The organism is Rhizobium acaciae, from assembly GCF_025941625.1.
Taxonomy (GTDB): Bacteria; Pseudomonadota; Alphaproteobacteria; order Rhizobiales; family Rhizobiaceae; genus Rhizobium; species Rhizobium acaciae.
Window position 1 is genome coordinate 135122 of sequence record NZ_JAPCZO010000017.1, and the last position, 15649, is coordinate 150770.

Below are 15649 nucleotides of genomic sequence, written 5' to 3' on the forward strand. Positions count from 1 at the left end.
ATGGAAGGCACGCCATCACCTTCCATGCCGTGTTCCATCAGATCACGCCGAAACCGTCACCCGGTTGAGGGCCTCGACCAGTTTCGCCGCAAGAGGATGATCCGATCGCGGATTTTGGCCTGTGATCAGCTCGCGGTCCTCTATCACATGGGGGGAGAAGTCGACCGGGTTCGTCGTGACGTCGCCACCCGCCATGCGCAATGCGTCTGGCATGTTGAAATAGAGCTTGCCATGAAGGACCTGTTCTTCGATCGGTTTCTCCTCACTGGCGGAGAACACCGTCATCTTATAACCGGCATACTGCCAGCCCCTGGCGAGTTCAGACGCTTCGGAAACATCGCCTGCAATCAGGGCAGCCCGATATTCCTTTGCGTGCGGCAGTGCGGCAAGCGAGGCGATCGGCCCGTGGCAAAGAAAGGCCGTGGGCTTCCGGCGAGCATGAAAGCGGCGGAGGATCTCGCCGAGATCGGCATCCTGCATAAGATCGACGGCCGGTGCCTGACCGCCGGGTACGAAGACGCCGGCATAACCATCGATCCCGTCTTCGATGACTGATCTCAATGTCCTGATATCGTTCATCGCCCGATGGTCGTCGAAGAAGGCGCGCCCGCGCTTGTGAGCAGCTTCGTCGCCGTCAAAATGCTGTGCCGCGTCCGACACGGGATCGATGTGCGGCTTGGTGCCGTCGGGCGTTGCCAACACGATCTCGTATCCGGCGGCAACAAGAGCCATGGCTGGCACCACGGTTTCGTTGAGATATTGGCCGGTTGGGCCAGTTCCACCGCCCTGAATTTCAATCCGGGTGGCATTCGACCCAACGACAAGAACGTTACCCTTGCTCATAGAATCCTCCTTATTTGATGTGGTTAATTGGTGCCGTACGGCGGATGGTCACGATGGTAGAGCCCTTCAGGGATGTCTGCAGGCCACCTTGGCTCCGCCTTCCGTAAGCATCCATTTCGCTTCGAAGCGTAAGGCTATAACGAGGGGTGGCATCGTCTTATTCGCCTCTGTCGATCCGGATTTCAGTTGTTTCGCCCAAGCGAAAGAGGCGTGCTCGCCCTTGCCACCTATTGGGCCGCCTTCACGATGAGATCCGCTACCTCCTCGGGATGGGAGAGCATCGCCACGTGGCCGGAAGGTACTTCGATCATCTCCGCCTTTGCAGATTTCACCTGATCCCTTTGCATCTGGGGAGCGATGATCTGGTCCTGCGTCGCCACGACCATGAAAGACGGTTTGTCACGCCAGGCGGCATGGCTGACGGGCATGGTGGTGGCACGCACATGGAAACGTCCCTGCACGACGGCAACGAGCCTCTGCTCGTCCGGGGAGAGGCCGGCCGCGAAGTACCTGGAAATGCCGTCATCGCTTATCTTCAGATACCCATCCTCGTCCTTGACGAATGTCTTCCGGCTTTCCTGGTCAGGGTATTTGGAGGCGACATCGACCAGCGATTGACCGGCATCAGGCGCGTAGGCGGCAACGTAGACCAGGGATTTCACCTTCTGGTCATCACCCGCTTCCGTGATGACTACGCCGCCCCACGAGTGACCGACGAGTACGATGGGTTCTTCGGCATCGCGGATCGCGCGCTTGGTGAAGGCCACGTCGCTCTCCAGGGACTCCAATGGATTTTGGACGGCGACAACTTTCAATCCGGCCTTTTCCAGAAGAGGGATGACTTTCTGCCAGGACGATCCGTCGGCGAAAGCGCCGTGAACAAGGACAACGGTCTTGGCTTTGAGATCCGCAGCGACCGCGGCGGGATATGTGCTTGCGAACGCCACTAGGGCGCTGAAGATAAGTCCAAGGTTTCGGGACATGCGAGTTCTCCGATCATTGATCTCGATGGCGACACGGGGAATAATCGACCAACCCAGCCTCGGACGCATATTAATTGTGGTTAAATCCTGCGATTTTGCCGCGCTTAGTCGCGTGTTGGACTATTCGGGCTTTTTCTTTCGGATCCTTCGCCTATCGGGAACTGTCGAAGCCTGCGGCAGTCGTCCGTCACCGCCACAAACCCCGGAATTGCAAGGACGGCCTAAGACGCCCGGAGCTGCATCGTCTGTCCGCCATCCGAAGAGACAGCCATGCTTGCGCGGCACTGTTGAGGCGCTTGAACATGGTACAAAGACTGGCGTTGTTCGATGGGTGCGCGCTCCCCGGAGGCAAGGAGCTTGAACGCCGCATAGGCTTTAGCGATGCCCGATAGCTTGAGGTGCGCAGGTCCTGTTCCCGGATGAAGTGAGAGGAGGGACTTGTCGATAAGATTGCCGATCGATTTGATGATATCTGCCTGCTCGAAGTCATCATCTTCCACGACCGCGAGGGCAGCCTCAACGGAGAACTCGCCCGGGAATACCGACAGTCGCCTGAATACCCGTTGATCCATGTCGGATAAAAGAGCGTAACTCCAATCCATCATCGCTTCTGCGGTTTGGTGGCGTGGGTTGGCGTATCGGCTGCCCCTCCATCGCAAGGAGAGCTGGTTGTCCAACAGCTCCGCGACCCGATCTAGGCCGTAGGGGGCCATGCGGCTCGCCACAAGTTCTATCGCCAGCGGATTGCCGTCCAATCTCCGGCAAATAGCCGCTATTGCCGCTGCTTCCTCGTCGCCTAACGACTCCAGATAGCCGCCATCGACCGCACGTTCCACGAAAAGTTGAATCGCAGGCCAAAGTAGCGCCTGAGCGGCAGTCAAACGCCCTGTAGGCGGAGGAACACCAAGTGGCCGGAGAAGATATACGGCCTCGCCGGGCAAACGGAACGCTTCTCGGCTCGTGGCGAGAATATGCACACTGGCGGTACGCCTGAGCACCGAACTCACGATATCGGCCACGGTGTCAATAACGTGTTCGCAGTTGTCAAGGATTACGAGGGTGCCTCGTGGAGACAACTGACCGATGATGTCGCCGATGGCATCGCCTGCTGAAAAGGGGATCTCCAGAGCCGAGGCTACCGCTTCCAAGACGGCCGTTTCATCATCGATGATGCCGAGATCGACAAAACACGCATGATCAAACATGTGGAGGGCGTGCGCCACCAAGATGGCCAGAGTCGTCTTGCCGACCCCTCCTGCACCCACAACGGTCACGAACCGGCGCTCAGCCACCATCTGCGAAAGCTTGGAAATATTCTCGTCTCGGCCGATAGGGTGGCTCAAACGAGGCGGAAAAGAGGTATTCGTTGCGCCGTCAGATCCATTGCAGCAAGCCTGATCGCAGCTCAAGGGCGCATACCTGTCCTCCGGCTCGGACGCCTCTTCCCATATGACGGGGGCGACGAAGCTGTAGCCGCGGCCCACCACGCTGACGATATAGCGATTACCGTTTTCGCCACAGCCGATTTCGCGCCTCAGATGCGTCATTTGCACTCTTATGTTGGAGGCTTCGACGTGGAGACCGGGCCATGCGAATGCCATGAGCTCCCCGTGAGAGAGAACCCGTCCATGATTTTGAACGAGAGCGGCAAGGACGTCGAAGGCGCGGCTGCCTATCGCAAGCAGATCGTCGCCTCGCCGGAGAACTCTTGCAGCCGGATTCAAGCGATATGGTCCGAACCCGAAATAGCCGTTCCCAGCGTGAGTTTCCATATTGGTTCCCCTCAATGGTTTTGCACTCGTAGGGCAGTTAATCCATATATATTCAGCTTCAATATTATGAGAGTTCGCTCCCAATGGGAGGTAAAATCCGGTAAATATTGGCGTGGAATGGTTTGCCGCGGCAGAAACTTCGCGCCGGCGGTCCGAGACTTTACAGGCTGTAAGCAGTTATGCGCGACGGAGGCACTGACCAGCAGACCTGTGCGGCGACGTTGTTTATTGATTTGAAGATCCAAGCATCGGGTGTTCCGTCGAGGAAAGACTGAACGGCGAGCGGTGGGCGCGGCCCTTAAAAATGAGGCAACTGGGGTCAGTTCGTCCGACAGGCCCACAGGCGGGAGGCAGACCCTCCCGTGTTCGTTCGCTTAGAGTGATGTTGAGATTGCCGCGTCCACCCGCGCGATAGTGACATTGATATCATTCTTGCGCCGGGTCGATCATCGGCACGCTAAGAGGAACACATGGTACCGACGGAACCGGATGATGTGGTGGCATTTGGTCCCTTTCGCCTTTACGGGGAGCATCGCCGTTTGTTTTGCGGTGCCGAAGAGGTTCAGCTTGGCGGTCGGGCAATGGAGATGCTCGTGACCTTGGCCCGGAAGAAGGGTGAGTTGGTATATAAGGAGGAGCTGTACAATGCCGCGTGGCCCGGCATCTTTGTCCATGAAGCCAATCTGAAAGTGACGATCGCTTCGCTTAGGCGGGCATTAAGGGAATACACTCCCACAGAAGACTATATCAGGACGTTCGTAGGCCGTGGCTACCGGCTGACCGATCAGGTCATTACCGGAGAAATCCCAAAAATTGCGGATCTTCCCGTTGTGGCAAACACCCGATTTCCCGAATTGGCCACGGTTATCGGACGGGATGCCGAAATCGCTGAATTGCGAGCTAGGATTGCCGCCAACCGGCTGACGACGATCGTTGGCCCTGGGGGCATCGGCAAGACAACGGTTGCAGTCGCCACAGTGCAACTGCTCGAAGACGAAGAGGGAGATCTCATCACCTTCATAGATTTCTCCCGAGTGGCCGGCGAGGAATTCGTCATCCCTTCAGTTGCGGCTGCGCTGGGCATCAGTTCAGGTAGCCAGGATCGCCTCGACGCGATCTCATCCATCCTCGCTCGAAGGAAGACCTTGCTGTTGCTGGACACGTGCGAGCATGTGCTCAATGCCGTTGCCCATCTCTGCGACGTCATTGTGGCAAACACAAGTGATGTGAGGATTCTGGCGACGAGCCGCCAGGCTCTCCGCGCGAAGCGAGAAGAGGTCTTCTGGCTTGCTCCTCTGGAAGTTCCGCCGCCTGACCATATCCATACAACCGAACAAGTCCTCCGTTATTCCGCACCACAACTTCTCGTCGAACGAGCGTCAGAGAAAGGGAAATACAAGACGGAGGATGGGGATGCATCTGCCGTTGCCGAGATCTGCAGGCGGCTAGACGGATCGCCTCTCGCTATAGAACTTATCTCATCCCGGCTCGGAAGCCGAAGTGCTGCTGACGTCCTCGAAGAACTTGACGATCGTTTCGCCACACTGGTCGGACGTGACGAGGAGGGACCGCTTCGTCAACAGACTCTGCTTGCGACAATGCAGTGGAGCTACGCACTCCTTACGAAGAGCGAGGCAGCCGTGTTGCGTGCCATCTCGATCTTCATGGGCACGTTCGATATGGATGAGGTTGTTTGCATCGTTGTCCACCATGGTTTGGATCCAACGGTCGTCTTTGATGCCATTGCCGGCCTGCGCGCCAAGTCGATGCTGAGCGTCGAACAGATGACAGGTGGTATGCGATACCGGCTTCTCGACAGTACTCGAGCATTCGCAGGCAATCTGCTGGAAGCCGCGGGGGAACTGACCGCTGTGTCTCAGGCCCACGCCCGACTTGTGCTGGACATCTTCACTCGTGCGAATGCCGACCAGGCAAGACTTCCGACGCGGCAGTGGCATATCGCCTACGCCAGTCGTGCGGACGATTTGCGCAGGGCCATCGGCTGGGCACTCTTTCTTCGCGCCGATCCGCTGCTTGGCATGCAGTTGGTGGCATCGGGATTGCCACTGTGGCATGAGTTGTCGTTGAGCGAAGAGGCCCGCAGCAACTGCGAACAGGCGCTCGTCGAGTTCGATCGGACTGGCTGCAGAGACACAACCCTGAAGCTCAAGCTGGTCGTCGGGCTCGCCGCAGTGAGCAGCTACATATCAGCCAATGCGGAGAAGGCTATCAAGATCTTTGAAACAGCAATTCAGCTATCACGTCAGATCGGCGATAGTCGGGCCGAGTGCCAAGCCTTAGGCGCCCTGGCGAGATATCGGCTCCTGCCTGGCCACCAGACCGAAGCCCGGAAGACTCTCAGAGAATTGAAAGGGCTCGCCATGCGCTCCAATAATCGGGCGGCGCAGTGGGAGCATGAGCATCTTTGTACGGAATGGGAAATCATACGTTGCGAGTACCGGCCGGCGATTGCACGGTTGGAGAAATTGCGTCTGGAGTTGCAAAATGCCGCCGATGGCACGGTTTCTCGCTTCGACCTTGATCCAAGGATCAGGACGGATACTATATTGGCCGCACTCTATTGGCTTGGATCGCGCAGGCCTGGGACTGGTTTGAATAGAGTTCAAGCTGCAGCGAGGGAGGCTTTGGAAGCCCGTCATGGATGGACGCTTATTTATTGCTACACTCACGGGGTGCTTTTCGTGCTGTGCGAATGTCAGGAGCATGCTCTAACCAGGGAATATGCCGCGCTACTAAAGGATACGATCTTCCGTCACGGCATGCCGGCATGGATTCCGGTCGCAAGCTGCTACATTGAAGCGCTCGACGCGCTTTCAGGCGTTCGAAAGGACCCGGATGGACTAATGTCAGCGTTCGATGAGCTCCGCACGGGCCTCAAGCAGATCGGACGTCATGTTTATTATGCGCTTTTGATAAGAGCCCTCTATGCGAACGGGCACATGGATGAAGGCGTACGGATTCTCGACTATTTGTTTGAAGTGGGACCGCAACGTTCGATGGTGCCCGAGCTGCTACGTCTTAGGGCTGTCAAAGAACGATCGGTCGGCCGCGACGAAGAAGCACTTTCCACCTTGCGAGGATCTTTGACAGTGGCGGAGGAAAATGGAGCATGGGCGTGGCAAATTCGCTGCGCAACTGATCTTGCTGCCCTGCTTAGAGACCGATTGCAGATCGATGAGGCCAAGAGCGTTCTCGAGCCAGTGTATGGCCAGTTCATCGATGGGTTCGATACTCCGGACTTGCAGAGAGCCCGAAACCTTATGACGGAGCTGCAGGATCTTGGACGACTTCCGGGCTCATAGCGAGTTGCCAGACGCATCCTCAAACGCCACCGATCGGCCCGCGGTTTTGCGGCTCACCGGATTGCTCGCCAGCCAGCCGTGGATCGAGTGGACCACGACTGATCCTTCGCCGACGCTGGAGGCAACGCGCTTGATGGATTTGGCTCGGACGTCGCCGACCGCGAATATGCCCGGGACGCTGGTCGCATAGGGCGAACCGTTCGGTGCGCCGTCGTGATCGTAGCCAGTCAGGATGAAACCCCGATCATCGCGTTCGACGCAACCGAAGAGCCAGTCCGTGTTCGGGACAGCCCCGATCATCAGAAAGAGGTTCGATATCGTATGTTCGGACTCTTCCTTCCCGGGTTGTCCCCATCGCACCGATGAAAGGTAGCCTTCACCGGCAAGCGAGGTGATTTCGCTGCGGGTATGTAGGGTAATCCGCGGGGAATGCATGATGCGACCGACAAGATAGTCCGACATAGCGTCCGAAAGTCCGTCACCCCGGACGAGCAGATGCACATGACGCGCCTTTGCCGACAGGAAGATCGCGGCCTGCCCGGCAGAGTTTCCACCGCCTACCACCACGGCTTCCGTGCCATCGCAAAGCTGCGCCTCGATCGACGTCGCCGCATAGTGAATTCCCTTCCCCTCGAAGCGTTGGGACTCGGGAATATCCAGTCTTCGGTAGCGAGCGCCGGTCGCGACAACGACAGATCGGCCAAACACCATATTGCCACCTTCCAAGTGCACCCCAAACGGATAGCAAGTGCAATCGAGACGCCACGCCGCCTCGGCGACGGCGAAACGTGCGCCGAACTTCTGAGCCTGTATTTGCGCTCGCCGGGCGAGATCCTGTCCCGAAATACCCATTGGAAATCCGAGATAGTTCTCGATGCGCGAACTCGTGCCCGCCTGTCCGCCAGGCCCAACCGCCTCTATGACCAGCGTGTTCAGCCCTTCGGATGCGGCGTAGACCGCCGCCGCGAGACCGGATGGCCCGGCACCCACGATAACCACGTCATATGCAGGCGAAGAGCTCAGCCGCTCCGTGATCCCGAGAGCCTCAGCAAGATCATGGTTGGTCGGCTGAGTGAGTACCCTGACGCCGTTGAGAACAACGATCGGCAGGCTATCGGTGTCGGCATGGAATGTCTCCATTGCAGCCCGTGCATCGTGGTCGACGTCAGTGTCGAGGCAGCGATAGGGATAGCCGTTCCTTTCCAGGAAAGTCTGAATGCGGACCGTATTTCCGGAGCGGCAACTGCCCACGATCACAGTGCCGCCCTCGGCGAATTCCAGAAGTCTGGCGCGCCTCAGTATAAGCGCACGCAAAATGATCTCTCCGATGTCCGGCTCGGCGTTCACCAGCCTGAGAAGCGATACGCGGGAAAGGCGGATGACAGACGTGGAAGCCGTGGTTTGCGCGCATACCAGAACCGCCCGTCCGCTTAGATGATGCAACTCTCCAGTGAATTGATTGTCCTGGTGCGTGGCGACAATCGCGTGGCCCCCGTGTCCGTCGCTTTCGAACACGTCGACTGACCCGTTCAGAATGATGAAGAAATCGACCTCCCGATCACCGACTTCATACAAGTATTCACCGCCGTCGAATTGATCCCTCCGTCCGAACGGGGCAATGCGTGCCATCATCTCGGGCGTGAGGCGAGGAAGCGCCTCGCCAGGTATCTCCCTTAGTTCGGCGGAAATCGGGCTATTGGCTGTGCTGAAGTCACCGCTATAGGCCATCACAAAACCTCGGAATCGGCCCGCGCCGCGGCGTTTGATCGGGAAGCACGACGAACTCTTCATCGACGTAGCACCAGCCCCATCCCTCCGGCGGATCGTAGCCTTCGATGATCGGATGGGCCGTGGCGAAATAATGCGCGGTCGCATGTCTACCTGGCGAGTTGTCACAGCATCCGACATGCCCGCAAGACCGGCACAGCCGCAAATGTACCCATGCCATGCCGGATGCCAAGCATTCCTCACATCCCAGAGATTGAGGAACGACATTTGAAATGCCCAGCCGATGATTGCAGGACTGTGACATCTTTTCTCCTAACGACATCCGGCGACTTACTTTCGGTCATCGCCGAGTCATCCAACGGGGAATGCTCGACGAAAGCCTACCTGCGTCCGCCTGCGGCAGCCCGTTAAACAGCGCTTATCATCGTGAAATACTGGGAAACGGCGAAACTGCCGCTGGCCATATACGGAGGACGTTCGCGAAAACAACGGGCCGGCCGGTCGCCTTCAACCTGCATAGTCACAGATAACGGTCGGCAAGTGATCAAAACCGAAGGACCTTTCATCAGCCACGAAGGAATTTGCTAATTCGAGCAAGGGCGCTGAGATGCCAGATTTCGCGCACATTCACCCCATTTAGCGCGCACCGCCGCGAGCAGATGTTAACCTGCATCCACTCCAAACGACGGGAACGCATCGCCCGGACGCTCCGGCTTGCCGCCCGTGAACATGGAAAGTCCGGCAGGACGGCGCGCTGATCGGCAGCGTCATCATCTTCGACGGCGCGCTCCCCGTCGTCCGCGCACGGCGGTTGATTAGGTGCCGTGGGAGCAAGCGCTGGATCGGTGGAGCAGGACATCGCTGTCGCCGAGGCCGCCATATCCGCCGTCGACCTCAATTCAGCAGATACGCATTTCGCCACTCAGGAAAGGAGCAAACAAGATGACGACCAATATCGAAGGAAAAGTCGTGTTGATCACCGGTGGCGGCACGGGCCTGGGCGCGGAGACCGCCCAGATGCTCGCCTCGAAGGGGGCGAAGGTCGCGATCGCCGCGCGTCGGCGGGGCAAACTCGACGAAGTAACCTCCAGGATTTCCTTCTCCGGCGGCAAGGCGAAAGGCTATGAGCTGGATGTGGCAGACAAGAACCAGTTCAAATCGGTCGTGGACGCGGTTGTATCCGATTTCGGGAAGCTGGATGTCCTGATCAACAATGCCGGGCTGATGCCCATCCGTCCCATGGTGGAAGTGAACACGGAAGAATGGGACGCGATGATCGACGTAAACCTCAGAGGCAGCCTGTATGGTATCGCCGCGGTTCTTCCGATGTTCATCAAACAGGAAGCGGGCCACATCATCAACATCAGCTCCGTCGCGGGGGTCAAGGTCTTCGCGCCGGGTGGCACGGTCTACTCCGGCACCAAGTTCGCCGTCCGGGCCATCTCGGAGGGGTTGCGCCAGGAGGTCGGAAGCAAGATCAGGGTGACCTCGATCGAGCCCGGCGCCGTCGAGAGCGATCTCAAGCACACGACCAGCGGCACATCGCAGGGCACGGTCATGGAATTCTACAAGTCGGCGATCCCCGCCAGTTCCGTCGCCAGGGCGATCACCTTCGCCATCGAGCAACCCGCCGATGTGGACATCAACGAGATCGTGCTGCGTCCGACGGCGCAGGAATTCTGATCGGCGGATCGAATCCACCGCTGCCGCGACTCTGACGATCCAGACCCCCGAACCGGGTCGCGGTGTGCGTGAACGCGCGTCTCAAGGTTCAAAGACCGGTCGTTTCCGACCCCGATATAGAAAGGAGAATATGACATGGCCTATCAGAGCGTAAATCCGGCGACCGGCAAGGTCCTTAAGACATTCGACAATCACAGCGACGCGGAAATCGAACGCGCGCTCGCCTCGGCGCATTCCCTCTACAAGTCGCCGTGGTGCAAGGGCGGCAGGGCTCCCCGGCTCAAGGTCCTGAGCCGGTTTGCCGAATTGGCGAACGAGCGCGTTGAAGACCTGGCACGCATTCTCACCCTGGAAATGGGCAAGCGCATCAACGAAGCGCGCACGGAGGTGCGCATCATCGCCGATATCGCAAACTACTATGCCGACAACGCGGAAACCTTTCTCGCCCGCGAGAAGGTTGAGACATCGAAGGGCGATGCATGGCTGGAGTATCATCCGATCGGTGTCGTCGTCGCCGTCGAGCCCTGGAACTTCCCCTTCTACCAGTTGATCCGCGTGGCCGGACCGAATCTGGCGATCGGCAATCCCGTGCTCGCGAAACATGCCAGTATGGTCCCACAGGCCGCCGTCGCCTTCGAAGAGCTGCTGGCCGAAGCGGGTGCGCCGGAGGGCGCCTGGACGAATATCTTCGCGACGGGTGACCAGATCTCCAGGCTCATCGCCGATGACCGGGTCCAGGGCGTGGCTCTCACCGGTTCCGAGGGTGCGGGCAGCATCGTCGCGGCCAACGCCGGCAAGAACCTGAAGAAGTCCGTGATGGAGCTCGGCGGAAGCGATGTCTTCGTCGTTCTCGACGATGCCGACATCGACAAGGCGGCCGTCGTCGGCGTCGAGGCCAGGCTCCGCGGATGCGGTCAGGTCTGCAATGGCGCGAAGCGCTTCCTCATCCACGAGAAGGTCGCCGACGAATTCGTGAAGAAGCTCGCTGAGAAATTCACCAACACCAAGATCGGCGACCCCATGGATGAAACGGTCGGATTGGGGCCGATGTCGTCGATCGGGGCACGAGACGACATCGCCGGGCAGGTCCAGCGCGCTGTCAAGGCCGGGGCCAAGGTCCTGGTCGGCGGGGAGGTGATCGAGGGGCCGGGTGCGTACTACAAGCCGACCATCCTGACCAATGTGTCTCGGGACAATCCCGCTTATTTCGAGGAGTTTTTCGGTCCAGTGGCGCAGGTTCATGTCATCAAGGACGATGAGGATGTCGTCAGGATCGCGAACGATTCGAACTTCGGGCTTTCCGGGGCTATTTTCACTGCAAACGTCGAGCGCGCCAAGTCCCTCGCTTCGCAGGTCGAGACCGGCTCCGTATGGATCAACACATCCTCCTTCACCGGGCCGGAACTTCCGTTCGGCGGGGTCAAGAGATCCGGCTATGGTCGCGAGCTCGCAGGCGCGGGTATTAAGGAACTGGTAAACCAGAAGATGGTGCTCGTCGCGCATTGATCGGCCTCCGAAGCCGGGCGCATCACATTGAGAGCTACCGGTGCCACGATGGGCCGCAGCCGAACGGCCCATTTTGTTTTAGTGCCGAGGGGAGGACTAACATACTGAACCATATAGTTCAGTGTTTAACCTGATCGCGCAGGAAGCGCAAGCGTCCCGAACTTTCCGTGCCGTAGACCGGTCATCCGAGGTCATGCGCCGCGGCGGCGGCAGCAAAATCGTCTGCTGCGGGGCAAAAGCGGACCTTCGAGCTCCTGATGAACCAATGTCAGCTGTCGGCCCCGTAGCGGTCGTCTATCCAAGCCGAGCCGATGTCCGTTATTGATGCGATCCAGCCATCCAGGACGCTCTACGATTTTGGTGCCGTTTGCCACCTCACTCCACGAAAAAGCCCGCGCGGCGATGCCGGCGGGCTCATATCCGGTTCGAAGGTCGAACCGTGATTATTTCACGAGGTTGCGCTTGGCGAGCGTGCGCAGGCGCAGCGCATTGAGCTTGATGAAGCCGGCCGCATCCTTCTGGTCGTAGGCGCCCTGATCGTCCTCGAAAGTGACGAGCTTGTCGGAATAGAGCGACTTGTCGCTTTCGCGGCCGATGACCATAACATTGCCCTTGTAGAGCTTCAGCGTCACTTCGCCTTCGACATGCTCCTGGCTCTTGTCGATCAACGCCTGCAGCATCTCACGCTCCGGCGAGAACCAGAAGCCGTAATAGATCAGCTCGGCGTAACGCGGCATGATGTCGTCCTTGAGATGGGCGGCACCACGGTCGAGCGTGATCGATTCGATGGCGCGATGCGCCGTAAGCAGGATCGTGCCGCCGGGTGTCTCGTAGACGCCGCGCGACTTCATGCCGACGAAACGGTTCTCGACGAGGTCGAGACGGCCGATGCCGTTGTCGCGGCCGTAATTGTTGAGCGCAGCCAAGAGTGTCGCTGGGCTCATGCGCACGCCGTTGATCGAAACCGCATCACCCTTTTCGAAGCCGACCTTGATGGTCGTTGCCTTGTCGGGTGCAGCTTCAGGCGAAATGGTGCGCATATGCACATATTCAGGCGCCTCCTGGGAGGGGTCCTCGAGAACCTTGCCTTCGGAAGAGGAATGCAGAAGGTTGGCGTCGACCGAGAACGGCGCCTCGCCCATCTTGTCCTTGGCAACAGGGATCTGATGCTGTTCGGCAAAGGCCAGCAGATCGGTGCGGCTCTTGAACGCCCAGTCGCGCCACGGCGCGATGATCTTGATGTCGGGGTTCAGCGCATAGGCGGACAGTTCGAAACGGACCTGGTCGTTGCCCTTGCCGGTTGCGCCATGGGCGATCGCATCGGCACCGGTCTTCTTGGCGATATCGATCAGATGCTTGGAAATCAGGGGCCGGGCGATCGAAGTGCCGAGCAGATAGACGCCCTCGTAGACGGCATTGGCACGGAACATCGGGAAGACGAAATCGCGCACGAATTCCTCGCGCACATCCTCGATGTAGATCTCCTTGATGCCGAGCATCTCGGCCTTCTTACGCGCCGGCTCCAGCTCTTCGCCCTGGCCGAGATCGGCGGTGAAGGTGACGACTTCGGCGCCGAGCTCCGTCTGCAGCCACTTCAGGATGATCGAGGTGTCGAGGCCGCCGGAATAGGCGAGAACGACTTTCTTCACGTCTTTGTATGATGCCATGATGATGAGGTCCGTTGCATAAAAGGCCGGCGAAACCCGGTGTCGCGGCACTTTTAGCGAGATTGGCGCGTGACGCAAGACCAAGTGCGACAGTGATGGTGCCGATAGCGTTTGACAGGGCGAAAGCGGAGCCCATATTCGCCAACGTCCGCAAATGCTCGAGGAGAGGTTGCCCCCGTGACGAATATTCAAGACATTTTCAAGAAATCCAATGTTGCCGTCATCACTGGCGGCGCCTCCGGCATCGGTCTTGCCGCGGCGAAATATTTCGCCGGACGCGGCTTGAGCGTCGCCATTGCCGATCTTGGCGGCGATCGGCTGGCCGACGCCGCCAATGAACTCAAGGCCATTGCCGGCGAGGAAAATGTGATGGCGGTCGAGACCGACGTCGCCAGCAGAGACTCGCTGGAAGCGCTCGAGCGCGCAGTGCTCCAGCGTTTCGGCCGTGTGCACGTGCTGATGAACAATGCCGGCATCGGCCCGGAAACCTCGATCTTCAGCCCGCAGGCGAACTGGGACAATATCTTCGCCGTCAACCTGATGGGCGTGATCAACGGCACGCGCACCTTCGGCCCGAAGATGCTGTCGCATGGCGAGCCGGGCCTGATCATCAACACCGGCTCCAAGCAGGGCATCACCACGCCGCCCGGCAACCCCGCCTACAATATCTCCAAATCAGGCGTGAAAGTCTTCACCGAAGCATTGCAGCACGAGCTTCGCAACACCCAAGGCGGAAAGATCTCCGCCCATCTTCTGATCCCAGGCTTCGTGTTCACCGGCCTCACCAAGGGCGACCGCGCCGAAAAACCGGCCGCCGCCTGGACCGCCGAGCAGACGGTCGATTTCATGGTCGAGAGCCTCGAACGCGGCGATTTCTATATCCTCTGCCCCGACAATGACGTCGCGCGTCCGGTCGACGAGCGCCGCATGCTTTGGGCGGCCGGCGATATCATCGAGAACCGGCCGCCGCTGTCGCGCTGGCACAAGGACTACGCCGACAAGTTCAAGGCGTTCCTCGAACAGAAGTAATCGGCGCCAGAGCATGATGCCGAAAAGTGTGCGCGGTTTTCGGATGACATCATGCTCTACTTCTTTGACGTGGATTCGAATGATCTTAGGCCTTGTCGGCCTAAAATCATTCGAATCTAGAAGGTTTGATTGGTAATTTTCCGAAAGCCGGGTAAGAGATCCCCAGATCCTTTCCGGCTTTCAGAGTGTGTCATGGATTTCCTGCCCAGCCTGCCGACCCTTCTCGCCTTTGCCGCCGCGACGCTGCTGCTCGCGGCAACCCCAGGCCCCGATATGACGCTGTCGATCAGCCGCGCGCTGGCCCAGGGCAAGAAGGCAGCGCTCTTCGTTGTCGTCGGCACCAGCCTCGGCATCGTCGTCCACACCATGCTGGTCGCTTTTGGCATTTCGGCGCTGATCACCGCCTCGCCGACCGCCTTCCTGATCCTGAAGACCGGCGGTGCCGCCTATCTGCTCTGGCTGGCGGTGCAGGCGATCCGCTTCGGTTCGAAGCTCACCGTCGCCAAGGTCGAGGAGCAGAAGGGCACGGCGCTTTCGAACATCTCGTCGGGCTTCTGGGTCAATCTTCTGAACCCCAAGGTCATCATCTTCTTCATGACCTTCCTGCCGCAATTCGTCAGCGCCGGCGATCCGGCCGTCACCCAAAAGCTGCTTTTCCTCGGCTTCTGCTTCATCCTGATCGGCATGCCGGTCAACGCCAGCGTCGTCTTTGCCGCCGACTGGCTGGCCTCATGGCTGCAGAACAACAGGAAAGTGCTGCGCGGCATGGATTACACCTTCGCCGGCGTCTTCTCGGTCTTCGCTGCGAAGATCCTGCTCACCCAGGCGAGATAGCCGCGGTTGCGCAGCAATCCCGCGGTTGCGCAGCAATCCGCCCGCGGTCGGTTGATCGATCCGCCCGCGGTCGTGAAACGATCCACCGCCAACGACACCAATATTCGCGAGACGCCACGCCGGAGCAGGCAGTGACCGCGAATTTTGTCGTCTTCTAAAATTATTCCATGCCTTTCGCGCGATTACTTGTGATCAACATATGATCGTAAGTCGGCAATTGTGGCTAGGCCACGCCACCTTCGCTGCCCACCTATCCTTTACGGCTCACGAAGAGCTGCCTT

At 58.9% G+C, this 15649-nt stretch carries 11 protein-coding genes; 5 read left to right on the top strand and 6 right to left on the bottom strand.

What is annotated here, in order from left to right:
* Window positions 1-42: 42 nt before the first annotated feature.
* The 3 genes from OLZ32_RS25695 to OLZ32_RS25705 all read right to left on the bottom strand — a co-directional run bounded on the left by OLZ32_RS25695 (window position 43) and on the right by OLZ32_RS25705 (window position 3598).
* Window positions 43-843, bottom strand: coding sequence for a type 1 glutamine amidotransferase domain-containing protein (locus tag OLZ32_RS25695; protein WP_018243942.1), 801 nt, complete (start codon window positions 841-843; stop codon window positions 43-45).
* A 227-nt stretch (window positions 844-1070) separates the two neighbouring features.
* On the bottom strand, window positions 1071-1826 hold the full coding sequence (locus OLZ32_RS25700; RefSeq protein ID WP_264423457.1) for an alpha/beta fold hydrolase: 756 nt from the start codon (window positions 1824-1826) through the stop codon (window positions 1071-1073).
* Window positions 1827-2047: 221 nt separating this feature from the next.
* Window positions 2048-3598 carry a helix-turn-helix transcriptional regulator gene (locus tag OLZ32_RS25705; RefSeq protein WP_264423459.1) on the bottom strand — a complete coding sequence of 517 codons (1551 nt, stop codon included), beginning with the start codon at window positions 3596-3598 and terminating at the stop codon, window positions 2048-2050.
* Between the two features lie 470 nt (window positions 3599-4068).
* On the opposite strand from OLZ32_RS25705, the gene OLZ32_RS25710 reads away from it, so the two are divergent.
* On the top strand, window positions 4069-6921 hold the full coding sequence (locus tag OLZ32_RS25710) for an ATP-binding protein (protein WP_264423461.1): 2853 nt from the start codon (window positions 4069-4071) through the stop codon (window positions 6919-6921).
* On the opposite strand, the gene OLZ32_RS25715 is transcribed toward OLZ32_RS25710, so the two are convergent.
* Both OLZ32_RS25715 and OLZ32_RS25720 read right to left on the bottom strand, forming a co-directional pair.
* Window positions 6916-8712, bottom strand: a complete 1797-nt coding sequence (locus OLZ32_RS25715) for an FAD-dependent oxidoreductase (RefSeq protein WP_264423463.1) — start codon at window positions 8710-8712, stop codon at window positions 6916-6918. The genes OLZ32_RS25710 and OLZ32_RS25715 overlap by 6 nt on opposite strands.
* The gene (locus OLZ32_RS25720; protein ID WP_077988090.1) at window positions 8639-8953 is read right to left on the bottom strand and encodes a UBP-type zinc finger domain-containing protein; all 315 of its coding nucleotides are present in this window, start codon (window positions 8951-8953) and stop codon (window positions 8639-8641) included. Before OLZ32_RS25720 ends, OLZ32_RS25715 begins: the two co-directional genes overlap by 74 nt.
* A gap of 638 nt (window positions 8954-9591) precedes the next feature.
* Here OLZ32_RS25720 and OLZ32_RS25725 point away from each other — a divergent pair.
* Both OLZ32_RS25725 and OLZ32_RS25730 read left to right on the top strand, forming a co-directional pair.
* Window positions 9592-10332: an SDR family oxidoreductase gene (locus tag OLZ32_RS25725; protein WP_018243947.1), complete on the top strand. Its 741-nt coding sequence runs from the start codon at window positions 9592-9594 to the stop codon at window positions 10330-10332.
* Window positions 10333-10467: 135 nt separating this feature from the next.
* A complete protein-coding gene (locus OLZ32_RS25730) occupies window positions 10468-11838 on the top strand; it encodes an NAD-dependent succinate-semialdehyde dehydrogenase (protein ID WP_064649674.1) in 1371 nt (456 codons plus the stop codon).
* A gap of 443 nt (window positions 11839-12281) precedes the next feature.
* Here the strand turns inward: OLZ32_RS25730 and OLZ32_RS25735 are convergent, their stop codons facing one another.
* Complete coding sequence (locus OLZ32_RS25735; protein WP_011653876.1) at window positions 12282-13505, bottom strand: argininosuccinate synthase; 1224 nt, start codon at window positions 13503-13505, stop codon at window positions 12282-12284.
* Window positions 13506-13682: 177 nt separating this feature from the next.
* Between OLZ32_RS25735 and OLZ32_RS25740 the strand changes: the two genes are divergently transcribed.
* Together OLZ32_RS25740 and OLZ32_RS25745 are read left to right on the top strand one after the other, a co-directional pair.
* The gene (locus OLZ32_RS25740) at window positions 13683-14534 is read left to right on the top strand and encodes an SDR family NAD(P)-dependent oxidoreductase (protein ID WP_264423470.1); all 852 of its coding nucleotides are present in this window, start codon (window positions 13683-13685) and stop codon (window positions 14532-14534) included.
* 192 nt (window positions 14535-14726) lie between these two features.
* A complete protein-coding gene (locus tag OLZ32_RS25745) occupies window positions 14727-15368 on the top strand; it encodes a LysE family translocator (RefSeq protein WP_264423472.1) in 642 nt (213 codons plus the stop codon).
* Window positions 15369-15649: the final 281 nt, after the last annotated feature.

What these genes read in the sequence shown, in the direction of transcription:
- OLZ32_RS25695 (WP_018243942.1), bottom strand. Translation starts at nt 843, where the DNA reads ATGAGCAAGGGTAACGTTCTTGTCGTTGGGTCGAATGCCACCCGGATT.
- OLZ32_RS25700 (WP_264423457.1), bottom strand. Translation starts at nt 1,826, where the DNA reads ATGTCCCGAAACCTTGGACTTATCTTCAGCGCCCTAGTGGCGTTCGCA.
- OLZ32_RS25705 (WP_264423459.1), bottom strand. Translation starts at nt 3,598, where the DNA reads ATGGAAACTCACGCTGGGAACGGCTATTTCGGGTTCGGACCATATCGC.
- OLZ32_RS25710 (WP_264423461.1), top strand. Translation starts at nt 4,069, where the DNA reads ATGGTACCGACGGAACCGGATGATGTGGTGGCATTTGGTCCCTTTCGC.
- OLZ32_RS25715 (WP_264423463.1), bottom strand. Translation starts at nt 8,712, where the DNA reads ATGAAGAGTTCGTCGTGCTTCCCGATCAAACGCCGCGGCGCGGGCCGA.
- OLZ32_RS25720 (WP_077988090.1), bottom strand. Translation starts at nt 8,953, where the DNA reads ATGTCACAGTCCTGCAATCATCGGCTGGGCATTTCAAATGTCGTTCCT.
- OLZ32_RS25725 (WP_018243947.1), top strand. Translation starts at nt 9,592, where the DNA reads ATGACGACCAATATCGAAGGAAAAGTCGTGTTGATCACCGGTGGCGGC.
- OLZ32_RS25730 (WP_064649674.1), top strand. Translation starts at nt 10,468, where the DNA reads ATGGCCTATCAGAGCGTAAATCCGGCGACCGGCAAGGTCCTTAAGACA.
- OLZ32_RS25735 (WP_011653876.1), bottom strand. Translation starts at nt 13,505, where the DNA reads ATGGCATCATACAAAGACGTGAAGAAAGTCGTTCTCGCCTATTCCGGC.
- OLZ32_RS25745 (WP_264423472.1), top strand. Translation starts at nt 14,727, where the DNA reads ATGGATTTCCTGCCCAGCCTGCCGACCCTTCTCGCCTTTGCCGCCGCG.